This window comes from Candidatus Diapherotrites archaeon, from assembly GCA_040755695.1.
Classification (GTDB): Archaea; Iainarchaeota; Iainarchaeia; order Iainarchaeales; family 1-14-0-10-31-34; genus JBFMAK01.
This window is the reverse complement of the sequence record JBFMAK010000001.1, coordinates 45,485-63,055: the sequence shown is the minus strand read 5'-3', so window position 1 is coordinate 63,055 and position 17,571 is coordinate 45,485. Positions and strand designations below refer to the sequence as shown.

Sequence of the window (17,571 nt, the reverse complement as noted above, 5' to 3'; positions counted from 1 at the left end):
AATGAACAGAAAAGGATTTTATGGAATGATGCTCGGGGCATTGGTTTTAGTTATAATGGCAGTAGTAATATTCAATTCTGCAAGCTTAAAGGAAAGCAGGCACAGGGAAATAGGAAGAGACTTCCTGATGAAAGAGCCCTACAAAATGCAGAACGCAAGAGACTACTATGATAACAGGATAGTTAATCTGCTGCTTGACGCAAACACTCAATGCGATCCTTACAGGCTTGTAAATTACGCCTGCTATAAAAGCAGTACATTTATTGAAGATGAACTTCTGGCCGCATACAATGAAACAAATCAAAGGGCGTGCTACTGCCAGTTAACTTCAACAACTTATAATGTGTGGGTTGCTCCTAACAATGATGATTGGAACAGGATAAGCTATTATGACAGGAATATTTCTTGTTCAATGCAGTGCTTGGATTACAGTGTGCTGGATAACTCCTATTTGGTTAGAGCAAATTATTATAAAGATGTTAATTATTCATACAGGGTTTATTTGAGTTGGCGTAATCCAGACAAGGACGTAGGCAATATAGGTGACTGCAATGTAACTGTCTATGACTACCAAGCGGACAAGAACGTAATTTTCAATACTTATTCGCCAAGGCTAAGGCCTGAAATGGCGGACTGCACTTAATTATTTTCCTGAAAAAAGCCTGCTTATTTTTGGGGCCAAGCCTGAGCCGTACTGCATGGCCTTCTTTTTTCTTTCGCAGACCTTTTTTGGGACGCCCAGCTGCAAGGCAATTTTTCTCAGGGCCCTTTTTCTTAGGTCGTCTTTCGAAGAATAAATTTTCTGTTTTGTAGGCAAAACCATTGCTTGCCTGAGGAAGTTTTTTTCAAGGAGAGGAAGACACAATTCAATTGAATGATGGGAGAAAATTATTTCATCGCGGAAAAGGTTTCTCTGCCACAATTCTTTTAATGAAATCCAGATTTCTTCTTCTACTGCCTTGAAGCCCTTTTCTTTTAGTATTGTTTTGTAATTGGAGTAGCCTGCAAATATTTCATCAGAGCCCTGGCCTGCAAAAGCAGTCCTTAAATTTTCTTTCTTTAATTCTTCTCCTGCAATGAATTCAGGCATTCCAATCTGCAACTGCATTAAGTCAAAGAAACTCAAGGCCTTTAAGGTCTTTAATGCACATCCAATTATTTCTTCTTCTCTCACTATCCTTTTCTTTAAAGGCAAGCCTAATTCTCGTGCAATCTCTTCTGAAAAAGCAATGTCTTCTGAGTCCTGTACCCCTACTGTAATAAGTTTTGTGTCAGGGATTCTTTCACCTACAATTTTTGCTGTGAGCGTTGAGTCTAAGCCAGCGGAAAAGAGCACTGAAGTTTTTTTAAGGCCTTGGGTTTCAATTTCAACTGCATTCAGGAATGCTTTTTTGAGTTTTTGGAGCGAGGTTTTTTTTGGAATTGCTTTCCTGAAGTCACTTAAATCGTAGATTTTTTGTATTTTTATGCCTTTTGCTGTTGCCGAGAGCACATGACCTGGAAGCAATGGTTGAGGGAAAGAAATATCCAGTTTTTTTAATGGCCCTGGCTCAGAGCAGAATGCAGTGAAAGAATCGTTCTCTCCATACCATAAAGGTTTTGCTCCAATGAAGTCCCTGAAGGCGTGCAGGCAATTCTTCTCTTTTAGTGCAATAACATAATTTCCTTGCACTGAAGACAGAATTTTTTTTGCTTTGAATTCAACCCTTTTATTTCCTTCAATTAATTCCTTAAATTTTGGGTGATATATTCTGCCGTCAAAGTATAATGGAACTCCTTCTTCTCTTTCTTCTTCTGCAATAAAGTTTTTTCCTGTTGCCAGGCCAATGCTTCCTTTTGCGAAGTTGTCTCTGATTTCTCTGAGCCTGTTTGAGGTAAAGGTCTCATTGTTTATTGTGATAGAGAAGTAATCGTTGCCTCTGTGCCTTAACTGGAAGAGAGAATCAATCAAATAGGGGGGCACATCTTCCCTTTTTTTTGAGATTATTCCTGTTATGGAGCTCAAATTGATTCCTTCTTATTTTGTGTAATAGTATTCGCCTTTTTCTTTTTGTTCCCTGTCTTTAACTGAATTTAATTTGTTTGCGCGAGGCCTTCCTGTTGTTGGGTCTCTCCTGAATGTGACATTCATTGCTTTAAGGAAGGAATTCATTCCATCGTGTTTTTCTTGCGGTGCTCTGGCGAATCCTTTTATGGAGGAAGAGCCTTCGAATACAATCAGTGTGTCAGAGATTGCGTCAACGAATAAGAGGTCGTGGTCTACTATTACTGCCAGCTTCTTCTTTTTTTCTATTACGCTTCTTATTACTTCTGCTGTCGCAATCCTGTCTTCAACGTCAATGAAAGCTGAAGGCTCGTCAAGAAGGAAGATGTCTGCCTGCCTGCTCAGGCACAAGGCTATTGCCACTTTTTGTAATTCCCCCCCGCTCAATTCACTGCATTTTAATTCCATTAATTCTTTTAATTCCATTTTCTTTTCTATTTCTGATTTAAAGAGTTCTGAGTCGATTGAAGGCTGGATGAACAATTCCCGCACTTTTATTTTTTGGGGTTCAAGGTTCTGGGCTTTATAGGAAACCTTCATCTTCAATTCCACTTTTGTGTTGTCAGGCTCAAGGGCTCCTGCAAGCATTTTAATGAAGGTTGTTTTTCCAATTCCGTTTGGGCCTATTATTCCAATTATTTCTCCTTCTTTTAGTTCGCCTGCTTCTGCGTGAAGGCTGAAGGAAGAAAATCTTTTCTCCATGGTTGGATAGGAGAGGAACTTGTCTTTCTTTGCGCTTGACTGCGCTGCCTTGACTTCAAATTTAAGTTCATTGTCCCTGAACCTTATGTTTTCGTTCTTCAGGAAGCCTTGCAGGAATTCATTTATGCCGTTCAAAGTGCTTTTTGCATTACTTACAATTCCGTACGCTGCAGGCTTGCCGAACAAAATGAAAATGTAGTCGCTTAGGTAATCTAATAATGCGAGGTCGTGCTCTATTACTATGACGCTCTTGCCTTTTTCTGCAATTGAATTTATGGCTTTTGCTGCATTAAGCCTCTGCCTTACATCCAGAAAAGATGAAGGCTCATCAAAGAAATAGTATTCTGCTTTTTTGAGTGAGGCAGCAGCAATTGCCAGCCTTTGGAGTTCTCCTGTTGAAAGCTCTGAAATTTCATGGTCGAACAATTGTTCTAGTTCAAGTGCTCCAGCAATTTCTTTCAGTGAATTGCTTTCGTCTGCTTTTTTGAGCAAATCAATTACTTTTCCCTTAATTTTTTTTGGTATTTCCTCGATGTTCTGGGGCTTAAAGGAAAGCTTTGCATTGCCTTCTCTTGCTTTCTTGAAGAAATTACCTAATTCTTTTCCTTTGTAGAATTCAACCAGTTTTTCTGTCGAAGGCTTTGCCTTTAAGTCTCCTAAATTTGGAATTATCTGCTGGGATAAGATTTTCATTACTGTTGTCTTTCCTGTGCCGTTCTTTCCTATGAGGCCTGTCACAGAGCCTTCTTTCGGGTAAGGGAGGCCGTAAAGACGAAAACCATTCTTGTCATACTGGTGGATTGGATTGCTTAATTCTGTTGCAAGGTTTATGATTGTGATTGCACTGAAAGGACATTTAACTGAACAGATCTGGCAGCCAATGCATAACTCTTCAGAAATTACTGGCTTGTGCTTTAATTGCTCTATTGTAATGCAGTCTTTTGCAGTCCTGTTCACCGGGCAGACTCTCACGCACAAGAAGTTGCCGCAGCCCTCAGGCTGGCATTTATTGTAATTTATTACTGCAATCCTTTTTTTTGATTCCATGAAAAACTTCTGCTGGCAATGTTTTAAATTGTTTTATTCAAATTCTTTTAATATAGCATGAAAGCATTAAAGATTGATGAAAGGAATTCTTTTCTTGAATTGGTTCCTGAAAGCCTTGATGACTTATGGCACCTGGAGAGAATAATAGAGAAGGGCGATTTAATTAAAGGCAGGAGCACGAGAAAAATAAAGGGAGGGGAAGGCACTAAAGCAGAAAAAATTCCTGTCATGGTCGAAGTTGAAGTGGAAAAAATTGAATTCCACAAGGATGCAGTGCAGTTAAGGATTTCAGGGCCAATGACTTCAATGAAGCCAGAGGAATTCCTTGAGCTTGGAGCACATCACGCGATTGAGGTAGGGTTAGGGACAAAGATTCAGGTCAAAAAAAAGAAATTGAAGCAGTACCAGATAGAGAGAATCAAGAAAGCTGTAAGCTCTACAAACAAGCCGAAATTATTGGTTGTGTTACTGGATGACGAGCAGGCAGACTTTGCTTTAGTGAAAGACTTCGGCTTTGACTTAAAATTTTCCATCAGGTCTGAAAGGCACGGAAAGCAGTTCAAGCAGGAGAAAGAAAAAGAGAACAAATACTTCTCTGAGCTTTTGCAGAAAATAAATGACAGCAAGTTCGACAAAGTGATAATTGCAGGCCCTGGCTTCACAAAAGAAGACTTCGAGAAGTATCTTAAAGAAAAAAACTTTAAGGGGAACTTCTTCACTGAATCAACCAATTCTGTGGGAATAACAGGACTGAATGAATTGGCTAAATCAGGGGTAATCGAGAAAATAATTGTAGATTCCCTTGTGGCAGAGGAAACAAGGCTTGTGGAAAACGCCCTCATTGAAATAAAGAGGGGCTCAGAGCTCATTGCATACGGAATAAAAGAAATAGAGAAGGCAGCAGAATCAGGGGCAATAAAAGAACTCCTTATTTCTGACACTAAATTGCTCGTGGAAAGAGAGGAAGCCGAGAAACTGATTGAAAAACTGGAGCAATCCAAGAGCATAATACTTGTGGTGAGTTCACAGCACGAAGCCGGAAAAATCCTGGAAGGCTTTGGGGGAATGATTGCATTCCTGAGATTCAAGGTGAACTATTGATGCAATTTCATCTCAAACCATTCAATCTTTTTTTGTTTCACCAGCTCTTTTACTTTCTTTTGGGCTTCATTTAATTGCGCTGTGTCTGTTGATTTGAACTCGCAGAAGATTATGGAGTCATCGCCGAAGACTATGCCGTCAATTGGCTGGCCTAAAAACTTGAATTTGTCTTTTTCGAAGGGAAACTTCTCTGATAAAGGAATCCATTGCTCTGAAATTCTCCCATACTTCACTGACTGGCTGGATTTATCGAAAGCAAGCTGATTTAATTCTCTTTCTAACTGCAGTGCCTTGCGGTAAAAGAAATAGGCAAGCACTGCAATCAAGGCAAAAGAAATTACAATTAATGCAATGATGAATTCATCCATTTTTTTTCACTTATGCAATGCTCTTTGAAACATATAAACCGTCATCCTTAAAACCCAGCTTCTTGTAGTACTCTTTTACCCCCAAGCCTGAAATTACAAGGAGCTTTTTGCAGCCCAATTCTTCTGCTGCAATTTCCTCTGCTTTCTCTAGGAGCTTTTTTCCGAAGCCCCTGTGCTGGAATTCCCTTTTATGAGGTTTCACTTTTAATGGAAGGCTTTCAGAGTAAATATGAAGCTCCCTCACCAAAACAGTTCTCTCGTTTATTTCCTTTCTGAAGGGATTGAAAGGCTTTCTGAGGCGGCAGAATCCATACAATAAATTGTTTTTTGTGTCTTCCAAGGAAATGAAAAATTCTTTTCCTTTGTTTGCATTGTATTCTTCGACCAGAATTTTTGGTTCACTTAATTCTTCTTCTATTTCAGGCTTTTTCAGGAGGGCGTGGCCTATCTCCCTGCACCTAATGCAATTGCATTTTATTCCTTTTTCTTTCATTTTTTCTTCTATTAATTGCCTTAGGTTTGTGTGCTTTACTCCTGCTGCAACAACAGTTGAAGGAATGTCCCTCTGCACTCTCATTACCCTCACCCATTTTGGGAAAAAAGATTTTGCTTTTGCTATGAGTTCTGCTGCCTCTTCAGTGGAATAAGGTTCATACAATCCTTTCCTCCATTGCTCGTACAATTTCGTGCCTTTTATTACAAGGCACGGGTAAATCTTCGCCATGTCTGGCTTGAATTCATTCCTTGAAAAAATTTTCTTGAACATTGCAAGGTCTTTTCTTGGGTTAGAGAAGGGAAGGCCTGGCATCAAGTGATAGCATACCTTGAATGCAGAGTCCTTGAGCAATTGGGTTGCATTGATTACTTCTTTTACTGTGTGGCCCCTGCTTATTTTCCTGTATATTTCATTGTCAGGGTTTTGGACGCCTAATTCCACTCTTGTCCCGCCAAATAAGAGCATCCTGTTTATTTCTTTTTTATTGCAGAAGTCAGGCCTTGTTTCAAATGTAATGCCTACAAGCCTGTTTCTTGTTTTCTCCAATTCTTTTAATGCTTCCTGCATTGAGGAAGTCCTTCTTCCAGTTACTGCTTTATAGCAGGATTGCATGAACCTCTTCTGGTAATTCTGGGCGGAGGCAAGGAATGTTCCCCCCATTATTATTAATTCTATTTTCTGTGTTGAATGGCCTGTTGCATTCAATTGCTCTATCCTGTTCTCTATCTGTTTTTTTGGGTCAAAGGAATTTGCTATTGCGCGCATTGTTGCAGGCTCCAAGCCAGTATAGCTTTTAGGCATATTTGATTCAATCAAGCTGTTAGGGCAGTAAGAGCATTCGCCAGGGCATTTCTGGGGCGCAGCCATTATTGCCACAGAAGCAATGCCGCTTATTGAGCGGATGGGCTTTGTCTTAAGCAATTGGATTAATTCTTTGCCAGGCTTTTTTGCATAGGAGAGAATTGTGGCATTTGAAGGCATTTCTTTTAGTTGGAGCTCCTCACAAAGCTTCAGCTTTAGTTCATTCAATTCCTTTCCTGAATGAATTTTTCTTTTCTCTATTTCCTGAATTATCCTAATAGAATATTTTTTCCAGTTCATGAAAGAATCAGACTGATTTTGTTATGAGGGCCAAAAAGGAATTTATGAGGTAGTAAGGTGTTAAGGTTGGGCTGAAGAAGGGGAAGCCGTACAAGGCATTGAAGAACTTGCTTTCAATTGTTGGTTGAACTCTGAGGATTGCCTCAAAGGAGTTTATTGAAGAGTCATTCAGTTTCGATTTAAGGATGAAGTTGAATTTTCTTTCGCCATAGGTTTTGGGCACAACAGTAAAGGTTGTTTTCACGAATTCCTTGCCTTTCACTGTAACCTCTTTTTCTTTCATCCAGTAGCTTGGAAGGTCTGAGGAAATTATTACAGTGTGGTCTGCAATTGAGTCATTTCCTATTGTTACATTGTATGCCACTGTGTCTCCTACTTTTACGGCCCTGTCAAGGCCTTGGATGTTTGCGCTCAAGAGGCCTTTTTTTATGAACAGAATTAAATCAAATGATTCTGTCTTGCTGTCAGAGGCAAGGATTATTTTCAGCCTTTGAGTTCCATCCAATGCGTCTCCTGCAATTTTCATTTTAAGGCCTATCTGTTCGCCATAAATGATTGATTTCTCCTGGCTCCAATTTGCAGGGAGAGTGCTTTCCTCCACGTATGCCTGATTCCAGTTGAATCCTTCCTTTGAGTCAACAGAAAAAATTAATTCCAGTGTTTCGCCCTGGGAAAGCTTTGCTGTCTCGCCCAAGTTCAGGGTGCTGCCGTCCTCGAGGGCCTTATCGTAAGGCTTGAGCATTGAAATTGTGGCGAAAGCCCCTGAAGCAACCAGCACAAAAAAAACTAGAACCCCTATTGTTTTAAACATCTTTTTCACTGTATAATGATTTATCATAGATTAAAAATTTAAAGTGTTTTGCATGAAATTGCTGGCTTTGAGTGACATTCATTCAAATTTTGGGGCAATAGAAAAGCTCAGGGAAAAAATAAAAGAAGGAAAGGATTCAGTTGAATTGATTGCAATTGCAGGCGATATTACAAGCTACGGCTCAAGGGATGACGCAGAAAAAGGCCTGATGGAATTGGAGAAAATCTGCAAGAAAATATTTTTTGTGCCAGGAAACCTTGACACAAGAGAAGTAATAGAGTTCTTTGAAGAAAAGGAATTGAGCCTGCACGCCAAAAAAGCAGAATTTAAGGGATATGATTTCATCGGCTTTGGAGGCTCAGTGAAAAGCGTGGGGGACATCGTGTTCCAGGAAAAAGAAATTTATGAAACCCTAAAAAAATTATTCGAAGAGGCAGGCAATTCAGGCAGAACAATCCTTTTGACTCATTCCCCCCCAAAGAACACAAAAATTGATTTAAGCAGAAACGGAATGCATATAGGGTCAGAGGCAGTCAGGAAAATAACTGAAGAGGAACAGCCATTGCTGAATTTGTGCGGCCACGTGCATGAGGCAGGCGGAGAAGTCATGCTGAAAAAAACAAAGTGCATTAATGTTGGACCCTTAAAATACGGGCTTGCAAATATAATTGAAATCGAAGAAAACAAAATTAAGGTGAAAAGAATCCACTTGGAGTGAAGGTGCATTTAATTGAAGGAAAAAAGCCTTGCTGAAGTTAGGTTTAAGATGGTGAAAGAGAGGCACAAGAAAAGGTTTTTGCAGGCAGTGAAAGAAGGAATGGCAGACAAGCAGGTTGTTTCACTCTGCAAGTTGCTTTTTTCCTTGCCTGAATTTTTTACTGCAAGCACTTGCGCTGGAAGAATTATTTTGTTGAAGACAGATGAAGAAGAAAGCAAGAGGGAAGCGTCTTTTCTGAAAAAATGGCACAGGAAAGTGAAATTGAGCGAGGTTTTGAGCGCAATGAAAAAGCCTTTGAATGAGCCTGAGCTCTGGTTCAAGCAGGAGCCCTTCATCCTGCACATTGGAGCCAATTCCCTGCATAACGCAAACAGCCTTCTCTCAATTGCACGCAAGGCAGGAATAAAAAGACTGGGAATAATGGTCGCAGTCGAAGGAAAATTTTTAATGGAATTGATTGGAACACAGTCAATGGCCCTTCCTTTGAAATTTAAGGGCAAGGATTTGGTTGAAAAAGATTACTTGGAGTTCATTGTCAAAAAAGCAAACCAGAAATTAAAGAAAAATTACCTGCAGCTAAAAAAATTTGAGTTACTGCTCAAAAAAGAATTAGAGTGGAAAATATGAACAAGCGCGTCTTCATTGTAATTAATTTGCCTGAAGAAACAAAAAAAGAGGTCTGCGACAGCATAAGCTGTAAGATTGACGGAAAGAAATGCAAGGTAGTGGAAGAAGAGAACCTGCATGTCACAATGCTTTTTTTGGGTTACCTGAATGAAGAGGCAGTAAAGGAATTAGAAGAAAAATTGAGTGCAATTAAAGAGTTGTCTGCATTTAATGCTGTTCTGGAGGGCGCAGGGCATTTCAATGGGAGAGTAATCTGGCTTGGGGTAAAGGAAGGAAAAAAAGAGATTGAGGCAATCTACAGGAAATTAAGTGAATTGATTGGGGTTGAAGACGAAAGGTTCAGCGCGCACGTTACTCTTGCAAGGGTGAAGGGAATGAAGAGAAGTGAAGTGGAGGAATTGGTGAAGGAATTGAATCAGGGAATGAAGTGCCAGAAAATTCCAATTACTTCAGTTGATTTGATGGAGTCTGTTTTGAGCCCTAAGGGCCCAAAATATTTTGTAATAAAAAGATTTGAATTAAAAAAATAATTATTGTATGTCCACTGAAACCTTTTCTAAGACTGAGGTTGGATTGTAGTAGTATTCCTGTATTATTTTTTCTACTTCTGAATTAGTTCTTATATTTGAGGCCATCATCCATTCAAGTATCTTCTGCCTTATCTTGATTTCTTTTATTACGTCTTTTTTTGTGCGGTTGGTTGCATCTGCTAATACCTCTGTCACGTGGGCAGGAATGTCTGTTCTTTCAAGCAAGTCCTTCTCCCTGTTCCAAGTGTAGATCTCCCCCAATAGTATTGTGTCCTCCATCCTGCTTATCTCTGAAATCTGTGCTATCCTTCTTATAATTCCTTTATCTTTTGAGTACATCCTGTACTGCACTACAAGAAGGTCAAGCAATGGAATCATTACCTCTGGGACGCTCATTGGATGGCTTTTCAGTCTTGTGACCATTTCTCTGCCACTGTTTGAATGCAATGTTCCCATAATTCCCTTGTGGCCTGTGTCCATTGCAGTGAATAGGGTCATTGCCTCCTTTCCCCTTACTTCACCTATTACAAGCCTGTCAGGTCTCATTCTCAGGGCGTTCTTCAGCAAGTCATCCATTGTGATTTCAACTGTGTTAGTGATTGAAGGCTTTGCCTCCATTTGAATCCAGTTCTTTCTGTCACCTAAGTGTAGTTCAGGTGTATCCTCAATTGTAATTACCCTATCGCTAAAACTCACAAAAGAGATTAATGCGTTTAAGGTTGTTGTCTTTCCTGTGCCTGAGCCTCCCGTAACAAGAATATTCATTGGTTCAATTGAGAGGCCTTCAACCATTGTCCAGAGAAAGCCTCCTACTTCAGAGGTCATGGTATTGTTTGCAATCAAGTCAATTACGCTTAAGGGAATCCTGCTGAATTTTCTTATTGTGAGGCTTGGGCCGAAAGGCGTTGCATAAGAAGATGTTGCGTTTGCCCTGCTTCCGTCAGGGAGCCTTGCGTCAAGCAATGGCGAATTATCGTTTATTTCCTTGTTAACAGTTTTTGCTATCCTTAAAATCAGCTTGTTTACTTCGCCGTCCTGCTTTATCTCAAGGTTTGTTTCGCACATGCCGAAGCGCTTGTGGAATACAAAGACAGGCTTGCTGTAACCATTAATCATTATTTCTTCAAGCCAGTCGTCCCTCATTAAAGGCGCAAGAAGCCCATATCCAATAGTGAAATCAAGGACTTCATCAACAAAGGATTTCTCGTGGGGAATGAACGGAAGGTATTCCTTTATGAGCGCAATCAAATTCATTTTTAGTGTGGAGAGCGTTTCAATGTCAGGAATCCTTTGAATTGCTTCGTTCAATTCAATTGTCTTAATTATCTGGTCAGAGAATTCCTGCAGGAATTTTTTTGATATTGTCTTCTGGTAAGCAGAAAGGATTTCCCCTACAGTGAGGGTTCTCATGATTACCTTTCTTAAGAGGTCAGCAAATTTTAATTCATCTTCAGTGAGAGAAGCCTTTTTTACTTGGTAATAAAAGCAGGGATATCTTTCATGGATTACAATTTCTCCGTAAGAATCAGCAATGTCAGTTTTCTCTGGAGCAACAGGTTTAGCGGGCTCTCTTGGCTTTAAGATTTCCATTTTAAAACAACACCTATATTAATTGAAAAAGATAATATTTAATGTTTTCCATAAATTAATTGATTTTATATGCAAAACGCAAGAATTAGGGCCTTGCTGGAAAAAACAATAAAAAGAATCAGGCCAACAGAAGAAGAAATAAAAAAAGAGAATTACGCCTCAAAAAAAATGATTCAGAGAATAATGAAATTGAAAGGAAAACATTTGGAGGCGATTGTGGCAGGCTCTATTGCGCGAGGCACGCAATTAAAGGAAGACAAAGACATTGACATATTCATCCTGTTCCCTAAAAGCCTTCACCATAAAGAACTTGAAAGTGAAGGCCTGAGGATTGCAAAAAAAACAGTTGAAGGCCTGAAATATGAAATAGATTTCGGCCAGCACCCTTACCTTAAAGCAAAATTCAAGGGCCTGGAAATAGAATTGATTCCTGCATACAAGGTGGGAAAAGCAACTGAAAGAATTTCTGCAGTGGACAGGACGCCCTTCCATAATTCTTATCTGCAGGAAAGACTAACAGAAAAAATGAAAGACGAAATAAGGCTCTTAAAAAAATTCCTGAAGGCAATTGACTGCTACGGAGCAGAACTGAAAGTGCAGGGGTTTTCTGGATACCTGACAGAATTGCTTGTACTAAATAGAGGGAATTTCCTGAATGTCCTCAAAGCCTCAGGGAAATGGAAGAAGGGGGAAGTAATAGACTTGGAGCATTATTACACAAAAAAAGATTTTCCTGCGCTAAGAAAAAAATTTGGCACACCTTTAATTGTAATTGACCCTACAGACAAGGAAAGAAATGCTGCTGCAGCTGTTTCACTAAAACAGTTCCAAAAATTCAAGGAAAATGCCGAGAAATTCATTCAAAAGCCTTCAGCAGAATTCTTTTTCCCGAAGCCAACCAAAATTTTGAGTTCAAAAAAATTAAAGAAAAAACTGGAAAAAAAAGAATTAATGCTAATTGAAATCCCTTACAGCAAAATACATGAAGACGTTGTTTTCGGGCAATTAAAAAAGATTGCAGGGCAGCTTGCAGCAGAACTAAAAAAACACGAATTCAAGGTTTTGAACGAGCACACATGGAGCGACCAGCAGAAATCAATGGCCATCCTAATCGAACTAAAAAAATTGAAGTTAAAGAAAACAAGACTGCATGCAGGCCCACCAATAGAAATGCTCAAGCACAAGAAAAAGTTCCTGGAAAAACACGCTGCAAGGACAGGAGAAAAAATAATCAAGGGAAGAATTCACGTTATAATCCCAAGAAAGCACGTTCACGCTTCCTCTCTCGCAAGAGAATTCATGGAAAAACGGAAAAGAAAAAAGGGCTTCATCTCAAAGCAGATAAAAAAGAAATACAAGGTTCTTGTAAAAGAAGGAATCCTTTCTGCCTGCAAGAACAAAAAACTAAAAGAGTTCCTTTCAAAGAATCTGTAATGCAGGTAAAAGAAATCCAGTGTAAGAGCCTTTTGAATAAATCCGGAATTCCCGGCTGCGATTACGCAATAAATCCTTACATGGGATGCATGAACGGTTGCATTTACTGCTACGCTACATTCATGAGAAAATTCTCTGAGGAAGAAATGGAATGGGGCTCATTCGTCCACGTCAAAGCAAATGCAATTGAAGTGCTCAGAAAGGAATTAAAGAAAAGGAAGCCTGGAGAGATAATGCTAAGCTCTGTTACAGACCCTTACCAAGCAATTGAAGCAAAATACATGCTAACAAGAAAAATCCTTGAGCTCCTTGCAAAAAAAAACTTCCCCCTTTCAATCCTCACAAAAAACAAGTTGGTTCTAAGGGACATTGACTTGCTCAAGAAGCTTGATTCAATTGAAGTAGGCCTTACAATCACAGGTTTGGATGAAATCAACCAAAGGAAATTCGAGCCTCTTACCTCGCCTCACAGCGAGAGGATTAAGGCACTAAGGAAATTGCATGAAGCAGGAATCAAGAACTATGCCTTCATTGGGCCAATCCTACCAAATTTCACTGACCTAAAAAAAGTTTTCTCTGACCTGAAAGGCATAGTGGATTACGCTTTCGTGGACAAGCTTAACTTGTACTACTGGGTGAAAATGCTCATGCAAAAAAAGCTGAGCGAAGAAGACTTCAGGAAAATTCTGGTTTCTGAATCATACTGGAACGAAACGCGAAAGGAAATAATTGGACTGGCAAGAGAGAACGGAATTAAATTGAAATTGCTATTTTGATTTTCTATTTTTCTTGCTGTGGAATTTCTCAGCTTCTTTCTCCATTTTGTATAGCCTCGTGTAATAATCTGGGAACTCGTTCAAGTGCGCCAAAGCAATCTTGCCTGTGATAACTGGGTTGTCATTGCTTACATTTGTTTTATTGTCTCTTTTGCCGTGCTCTAATTCCACATCCAATCCCATCCTGAACTGCTCTACATTGAATTCCTTCCATTTAATCTCTAGCTTTTCTCCAATTCTTTTTGCTTCCTTTGCAGTGAAATGTTTTTTGGGCATTAAACCACCTCTCTTTTTAACTGCCAGCTTCATTCAATCACCTTTCGGCTACCAATAAAACACCCTTGCAACTAAATTTATACGGAGAATTAGCAGCTTTAAATTCTTCTTCAAAGACCTGTAACTCTTGAATTCTAATTTTATATTGTCTAAAAGTTTCTTTTAGAAGTTCTTTGGCTTCTTCCAATGAATATTGAGGTTCATCTCCAAACACAATAAGTTTGCCGTCTGGTGAAACCCTCTTGATGTCTGTTGCAAAGTCTATTATAATTTTCCCATTTGGTTTAAGTATCCTGCCCATTTCAAGAAATATTCTTCTAAAAATATTTTTAGGAAAAAGATGCAAAAAACCTGCGCAAAAAATACCGTCAAATGAGGCGTCATTAAATGGGAATTTTTTAGTTATATCAAATACCTTAATGTCTAATTTGATGCTAAATTTTTTGGGTGTTGTATGGTATAATTTACTAAGAGCGCTTTTATCAATATCAGAAGCTACAACAAAGTCAGCTTTCTTTAATAAGTTCAGATTGTAACGACCGTCGCCGGCAGCTAGGTTCAACCATTTTCCGTTAATTTCTTCTTTCTCTAAAAGTTCTAGTGTTTCTTTATCCCCTTTCCCCCAAATCGACTTCTTACTTGTAGTAAAATAGTTTATTCCTTCAGTAAGTATGCGCCTTTTAATGTCGGGCCCGCAAGATTTTATTATTTTTTTCATTCAACCGCCTTTTCTCTTTTGGATGGACTGTAGACTTTTCTCTCCCTTTTTCTTTTGGGATAACCTAACACTTTTCTCCTTTTCTTTCTTTGGATAGACCGTAGACTTTCTCCTTTTTCTCTTTCGGTAGACCGTAGCATTTCTCTTTTTTGGAAAAAGAGAAAGGCTCGGGCCCAGAGGGAGTCGAACCCTCACTGCAGCGTCCGAAGCGCTGTCGCCTGTCCGTTAGCGGATGGGCCCTTTGAGCACCTCAAAGGTTTTTAAATGGATTTTGTTAGAAATATATGTTAATCCTAATTTATTTAAGCTTAAGTTATGAAACAATTTTGGAGGAATAATTTTGAGGTATTGCAGTTCTTGCGGCAGAGAGGTAACAAAGGATTTCACTGAATTCAAGTGCCCTAAGTGCGGGAAGTCGAGAATTATAAGGTGCGCCCACTGCAAGGTTACTTCCACTCCTTACAAGTGCATTGAATGCAATTTTGAGGGCCCCTAAAAGGTGTTCTAATTGGGAAAACTGCTTATAATTTACAGGATTTACCCTGAAGAGCTCGAGGACGTGAAATTGATTGAGGCCTCTTTGGGCGAGGCAGTCAAAGGCTTGGGAGAATTGAAGGATGTCAAAAGGCAGCCTATTGCTTTCGGCTTGGAGTTGGTGAGGGCTGGAATTGTTGTGCCTGACAAAGAGGAAGGCCTAACAGAAAAAATCGAGGAAAGAATAAAGGCATTGAAGGGCGTCAACCAAATTGAAGTAGAGGGAATGACCCTGCTTTAAATTAATTGAATTAAACTATTTTTTTCTTAAGGTTTTGCATGCACAAATCCTTTTATGATTAAATGCATTAGGCTCTCCAACTGGCGCTCGCACAAGGACACTGAACTGGAATTCTACAAGGGAACAAATGTCTTAGTGGGAATTATTGGGGCGGGAAAATCAAGTGTAACGGATGCTTTAAGCTATGCTTTTTTTGGCACTTTTCCTGCGTTGAACGCTAAAAGGCTGAATTCAGAGGAAATCATAATGGCCCAGCCTAACAAAATGGATTCAGCGAAAATTGAACTGGAATTCGATTTCAATGGGGGCAATTACTGCATTGAAAGGATTCTTCACAGGGCTAAGGCAAGCGAGGCAAAACTGTTCAGGGAAAAAAAATTGATTGCTGGCCCAAAGCCAAGCGAGGTAACAGAAAAGATTGGTGAACTACTTGAAATTGACTATGAATTATTTTCGCGGGCAGTTTACTCGGAGCAGAACCAGATTGATTATTTCCTGCGCTTGAGCCCTCAGCAGAGGAAAGAGAAATTCGACGAATTATTGGGCATAAACAAGTACGAGAAAGTGAGGTCAAACACAACTTCACTTATAAACAAGATAAAAAAATCTGTGCAAGAAAAAAATTCCTTTTATCAGAGGACAAAAGAGAGATTCAAGGAAGAGGACATGAAAGAAGCACAAGAAAAAATAAGAAAAAAAGAAGAAAAAAAAATTGAGCTGAAAGAAAAAAAGGAAAGCGAAGAAGAAAAAATTGAGGGCATAAAGAAAAAAATCGGGGCAATAGAAAAAAAGGACAAGGAATACAAGGAATTGAATGAAAAAAGCATAAGAAAGAAGGCAATGATTGAGGAAATAGAGAAAGAAGTGGAAGAGATTGAGGAAAAGACAGGAATAAAAAAAGAAAAATTGAAAGAAAAAGAGATTGCGGCAGAATTGGAGAAATTAAAAGAGAGGAAAAGCGAGTTAGAGAAAAAAATCGGGGAACTCAAAGAGAAACAAAGAAAGATTGAATCATTGAATGAAAGGAAATCCTTTCTTGAAAAGGAGATTCAATCAAAAAAGAGGATTCTCCCCAAAAAAATTGAAGAAAAAGTGGGTCTGGGGGAGGAAACAAAAAAGATTGAAGGCACAAAAAAAGAGAAAGAAAATGAAAAAGAAGAAAAATGCAGTGAACTCAAAAAAATTCAGGAAAAAATCAATGAAATAAAGTGCAATATAATTGCGTGCGAAAATAAAAACAAGGAAATTGAAAAGCATTTGAATGAATTGAAGGAAAGCGATGCGCATTGCCCACTCTGCAGGGCCGAGTTGAGCACAAAAAAGAAGTCAGAACTAATTAAAGAGAAAGAGAAAGAAAACGAGGAAAACAAAAAGAGGATAATTGAATGCGAAAAGGAAGGAAAGGAAGAAGAAGCAAAAGAAAAGAAATTAAGTGCAGGAATTGAAGAACTGGAAAAGGAAATAAAAAAGCTTTTCGAGGAAAAAGCCTTGCTGCAGCATTTTTATTCAGTGATTGATTCTTTGAGTGAACAGGGAAATCTGCTGAAGGAGACATCAAAAAGCATTGAAAAGGAGACTGTAGAGGTTGAGGCGCTCAAGGGAGAGGCAGATGAAAAATTATTGAAGGACCTTGAGGAAAAAAACAAAAATTTTGAGAAACTCTTTGAATGCATCAAAAAAGAAGGGCAAATGCATTCCTTAAAAGAAGAAATTATTGCAGTGGAAAATAAGATAAGGGAACTGAATTACAAGGAAGACGAGCTAATAAATGAAAAACAGTTGCTTACAAAAACTGAGGCATCAATTAGTTCAATTAAAATTGAATTGAATTCAATTGAAGAATCTATTGTAGAACTAAAGAAGCAGCTTGAATCATTGCGGGCAATCGAGAGGCAGTTGCTTGAGCTCGAAGAAGAAATTTCATTGAGAAAAAACTTGGAGGAAGAGCTTTCCCTATTCAATAATGCCTTGAAGGTTGCGCAGTCAGAACTAAGGGAAGAGCTCATAAACACAATTAATCAGGCAATGGAGGACTTGTGGCCAAGGCTTTACCCTTACCATGACTTCATTTCAGCAAAAATGGACATAGAGGAAGGAAGCTATGAATTGAAAGTAAAGAACAGGAACAATGAATGGGTGAGGGTTGAAGGAATATTGAGTGGAGGCGAAAGAAGCGCAGCAGCAATATGCATTAGGGTTGCTTTCTCCCTTGTGCTCGCGCAGAATTTGGGCTGGCTGATATTAGATGAGCCAACGCATAACCTTGACAGGAACGCAGTAAAGGAACTGGCTAAATTGATGAAGCACCATCTCCCTGGATTGGTGGAACAAATCTTTGTTATAACCCATGACCCTGAATTGGAGAAGGCTGCAACCTCTTACTATTACGTCCTTGAAAGGGATAAAGCGAATAACGGTGTTACAATTCCAAGAATGCAACAGATTGAATAAAAAAAA

The 17,571-nt window shown here is 39.1% G+C and carries 18 protein-coding genes and 1 tRNA gene; 10 read left to right on the top strand and 9 right to left on the bottom strand.

Going from position 1 to position 17,571, the window contains the following annotated elements; genetic code table 11:
- Nucleotide 1 precedes the first annotated feature (1 nt).
- Nucleotides 2-643, top strand: a complete 642-nt coding sequence (locus AB1467_00445) for a hypothetical protein (GenBank protein MEW6294750.1) — start codon at nt 2-4, stop codon at nt 641-643.
- Here AB1467_00445 and AB1467_00440 read toward each other — a convergent pair whose 3' ends face one another.
- Both AB1467_00440 and AB1467_00435 read right to left on the bottom strand, forming a co-directional pair.
- Nucleotides 644-2,005: an asparagine synthetase B gene (locus AB1467_00440; protein MEW6294749.1), complete on the bottom strand. Its 1,362-nt coding sequence runs from the start codon at nt 2,003-2,005 to the stop codon at nt 644-646.
- A gap of 12 nt (nt 2,006-2,017) precedes the next feature.
- The gene (locus AB1467_00435; protein MEW6294748.1) at nt 2,018-3,793 is read right to left on the bottom strand and encodes a ribosome biogenesis/translation initiation ATPase RLI; all 1,776 of its coding nucleotides are present in this window, start codon (nt 3,791-3,793) and stop codon (nt 2,018-2,020) included.
- Between the two features lie 57 nt (nt 3,794-3,850).
- On the opposite strand from AB1467_00435, the gene AB1467_00430 reads away from it, so the two are divergent.
- Nucleotides 3,851-4,894 carry an mRNA surveillance protein pelota gene (locus AB1467_00430; GenBank protein ID MEW6294747.1) on the top strand — a complete coding sequence of 348 codons (1,044 nt, stop codon included), beginning with the start codon at nt 3,851-3,853 and terminating at the stop codon, nt 4,892-4,894.
- Here AB1467_00430 and AB1467_00425 read toward each other — a convergent pair.
- From AB1467_00425 to AB1467_00415, 3 genes are read right to left on the bottom strand one after another with little or no spacing between them, the layout of a single operon-like run.
- On the bottom strand, nt 4,888-5,262 hold the full coding sequence (locus AB1467_00425) for a Holliday junction resolvase-like protein (GenBank protein ID MEW6294746.1): 375 nt from the start codon (nt 5,260-5,262) through the stop codon (nt 4,888-4,890). The two genes, AB1467_00430 and AB1467_00425, sit on opposite strands and share 7 nt — an antisense overlap.
- A gap of 10 nt (nt 5,263-5,272) precedes the next feature.
- Entirely contained in the window at nt 5,273-6,859 is a 1,587-nt protein-coding gene (locus tag AB1467_00420; GenBank protein MEW6294745.1) for a tRNA uridine(34) 5-carboxymethylaminomethyl modification radical SAM/GNAT enzyme Elp3, read from the bottom strand.
- Nucleotides 6,860-6,866: 7 nt separating this feature from the next.
- On the bottom strand, nt 6,867-7,679 hold the full coding sequence (locus AB1467_00415; GenBank protein MEW6294744.1) for a hypothetical protein: 813 nt from the start codon (nt 7,677-7,679) through the stop codon (nt 6,867-6,869).
- A gap of 43 nt (nt 7,680-7,722) precedes the next feature.
- Between AB1467_00415 and AB1467_00410 the strand changes: the two genes are divergently transcribed.
- From AB1467_00410 to thpR, 3 genes are read left to right on the top strand one after another with little or no spacing between them, the layout of a single operon-like run.
- The gene (locus AB1467_00410; GenBank protein ID MEW6294743.1) at nt 7,723-8,388 is read left to right on the top strand and encodes a metallophosphoesterase; all 666 of its coding nucleotides are present in this window, start codon (nt 7,723-7,725) and stop codon (nt 8,386-8,388) included.
- 12 nt (nt 8,389-8,400) lie between these two features.
- On the top strand, nt 8,401-9,015 hold the full coding sequence (locus AB1467_00405; GenBank protein MEW6294742.1) for a hypothetical protein: 615 nt from the start codon (nt 8,401-8,403) through the stop codon (nt 9,013-9,015).
- Complete coding sequence (gene thpR, locus AB1467_00400) at nt 9,012-9,545, top strand: RNA 2',3'-cyclic phosphodiesterase (protein MEW6294741.1); 534 nt, start codon at nt 9,012-9,014, stop codon at nt 9,543-9,545. The genes AB1467_00405 and thpR overlap by 4 nt, the downstream gene beginning before the upstream one ends.
- Here the strand turns inward: thpR and AB1467_00395 are convergent, their stop codons facing one another.
- Entirely contained in the window at nt 9,546-11,135 is a 1,590-nt protein-coding gene (locus AB1467_00395; protein MEW6294740.1) for an ATPase, T2SS/T4P/T4SS family, read from the bottom strand.
- A 69-nt stretch (nt 11,136-11,204) separates the two neighbouring features.
- Here AB1467_00395 and cca point away from each other — a divergent pair, with 69 nt between their 5' ends.
- Both cca and AB1467_00385 read left to right on the top strand, forming a co-directional pair.
- Nucleotides 11,205-12,569: a CCA tRNA nucleotidyltransferase gene (cca, locus tag AB1467_00390; protein ID MEW6294739.1), complete on the top strand. Its 1,365-nt coding sequence runs from the start codon at nt 11,205-11,207 to the stop codon at nt 12,567-12,569.
- Nucleotides 12,569-13,345 carry a spore photoproduct lyase family protein gene (locus AB1467_00385; protein MEW6294738.1) on the top strand — a complete coding sequence of 259 codons (777 nt, stop codon included), beginning with the start codon at nt 12,569-12,571 and terminating at the stop codon, nt 13,343-13,345. The genes cca and AB1467_00385 overlap by 1 nt, the downstream gene beginning before the upstream one ends.
- Here the strand turns inward: AB1467_00385 and AB1467_00380 are convergent.
- The 3 genes from AB1467_00380 to AB1467_00370 all read right to left on the bottom strand — a co-directional run bounded on the left by AB1467_00380 (nt 13,337) and on the right by AB1467_00370 (nt 14,579).
- Nucleotides 13,337-13,621 carry a DUF5661 family protein gene (locus AB1467_00380; GenBank protein MEW6294737.1) on the bottom strand — a complete coding sequence of 95 codons (285 nt, stop codon included), beginning with the start codon at nt 13,619-13,621 and terminating at the stop codon, nt 13,337-13,339. The genes AB1467_00385 and AB1467_00380 overlap by 9 nt on opposite strands.
- Nucleotides 13,622-13,658: 37 nt before the next feature.
- On the bottom strand, nt 13,659-14,339 hold the full coding sequence (locus AB1467_00375; protein ID MEW6294736.1) for a class I SAM-dependent methyltransferase: 681 nt from the start codon (nt 14,337-14,339) through the stop codon (nt 13,659-13,661).
- Nucleotides 14,340-14,507: 168 nt separating this feature from the next.
- Nucleotides 14,508-14,579, bottom strand: a tRNA-Arg gene (locus tag AB1467_00370).
- A 100-nt stretch (nt 14,580-14,679) separates the two neighbouring features.
- Here AB1467_00370 and AB1467_00365 point away from each other — a divergent pair.
- Genes AB1467_00365 through AB1467_00355 form a run of 3 tightly spaced genes read left to right on the top strand, consistent with a single transcriptional unit; the run spans nt 14,680 to nt 17,565 of the window.
- Nucleotides 14,680-14,835 carry a zinc finger domain-containing protein gene (locus tag AB1467_00365; protein ID MEW6294735.1) on the top strand — a complete coding sequence of 52 codons (156 nt, stop codon included), beginning with the start codon at nt 14,680-14,682 and terminating at the stop codon, nt 14,833-14,835.
- A gap of 12 nt (nt 14,836-14,847) precedes the next feature.
- A complete protein-coding gene (locus AB1467_00360) occupies nt 14,848-15,114 on the top strand; it encodes a hypothetical protein (protein ID MEW6294734.1) in 267 nt (88 codons plus the stop codon).
- A 54-nt stretch (nt 15,115-15,168) separates the two neighbouring features.
- Nucleotides 15,169-17,565: an SMC family ATPase gene (locus AB1467_00355; protein ID MEW6294733.1), complete on the top strand. Its 2,397-nt coding sequence runs from the start codon at nt 15,169-15,171 to the stop codon at nt 17,563-17,565.
- The last annotated feature ends 6 nt before the right edge of the window (nt 17,566-17,571 follow it).

Bases quoted from the DNA above. Each gene is read 5' to 3' on its own strand.
- AB1467_00445 (MEW6294750.1), top strand. From the start codon at position 2: ATGAACAGAAAAGGATTTTATGGAATGATGCTCGGGGCATTGGTTTTA.
- AB1467_00435 (MEW6294748.1), bottom strand. From the start codon at position 3,793: ATGGAATCAAAAAAAAGGATTGCAGTAATAAATTACAATAAATGCCAG.
- AB1467_00430 (MEW6294747.1), top strand. From the start codon at position 3,851: ATGAAAGCATTAAAGATTGATGAAAGGAATTCTTTTCTTGAATTGGTT.
- AB1467_00425 (MEW6294746.1), bottom strand. From the start codon at position 5,262: ATGGATGAATTCATCATTGCATTAATTGTAATTTCTTTTGCCTTGATT.
- AB1467_00420 (MEW6294745.1), bottom strand. From the start codon at position 6,859: ATGAACTGGAAAAAATATTCTATTAGGATAATTCAGGAAATAGAGAAA.
- AB1467_00410 (MEW6294743.1), top strand. From the start codon at position 7,723: ATGAAATTGCTGGCTTTGAGTGACATTCATTCAAATTTTGGGGCAATA.
- thpR (MEW6294741.1), top strand. From the start codon at position 9,012: ATGAACAAGCGCGTCTTCATTGTAATTAATTTGCCTGAAGAAACAAAA.
- AB1467_00395 (MEW6294740.1), bottom strand. From the start codon at position 11,135: ATGGAAATCTTAAAGCCAAGAGAGCCCGCTAAACCTGTTGCTCCAGAG.
- cca (MEW6294739.1), top strand. From the start codon at position 11,205: ATGCAAAACGCAAGAATTAGGGCCTTGCTGGAAAAAACAATAAAAAGA.
- AB1467_00385 (MEW6294738.1), top strand. From the start codon at position 12,569: ATGCAGGTAAAAGAAATCCAGTGTAAGAGCCTTTTGAATAAATCCGGA.
- AB1467_00380 (MEW6294737.1), bottom strand. From the start codon at position 13,621: ATGCCCAAAAAACATTTCACTGCAAAGGAAGCAAAAAGAATTGGAGAA.
- AB1467_00375 (MEW6294736.1), bottom strand. From the start codon at position 14,339: ATGAAAAAAATAATAAAATCTTGCGGGCCCGACATTAAAAGGCGCATA.
- AB1467_00355 (MEW6294733.1), top strand. From the start codon at position 15,169: ATGATTAAATGCATTAGGCTCTCCAACTGGCGCTCGCACAAGGACACT.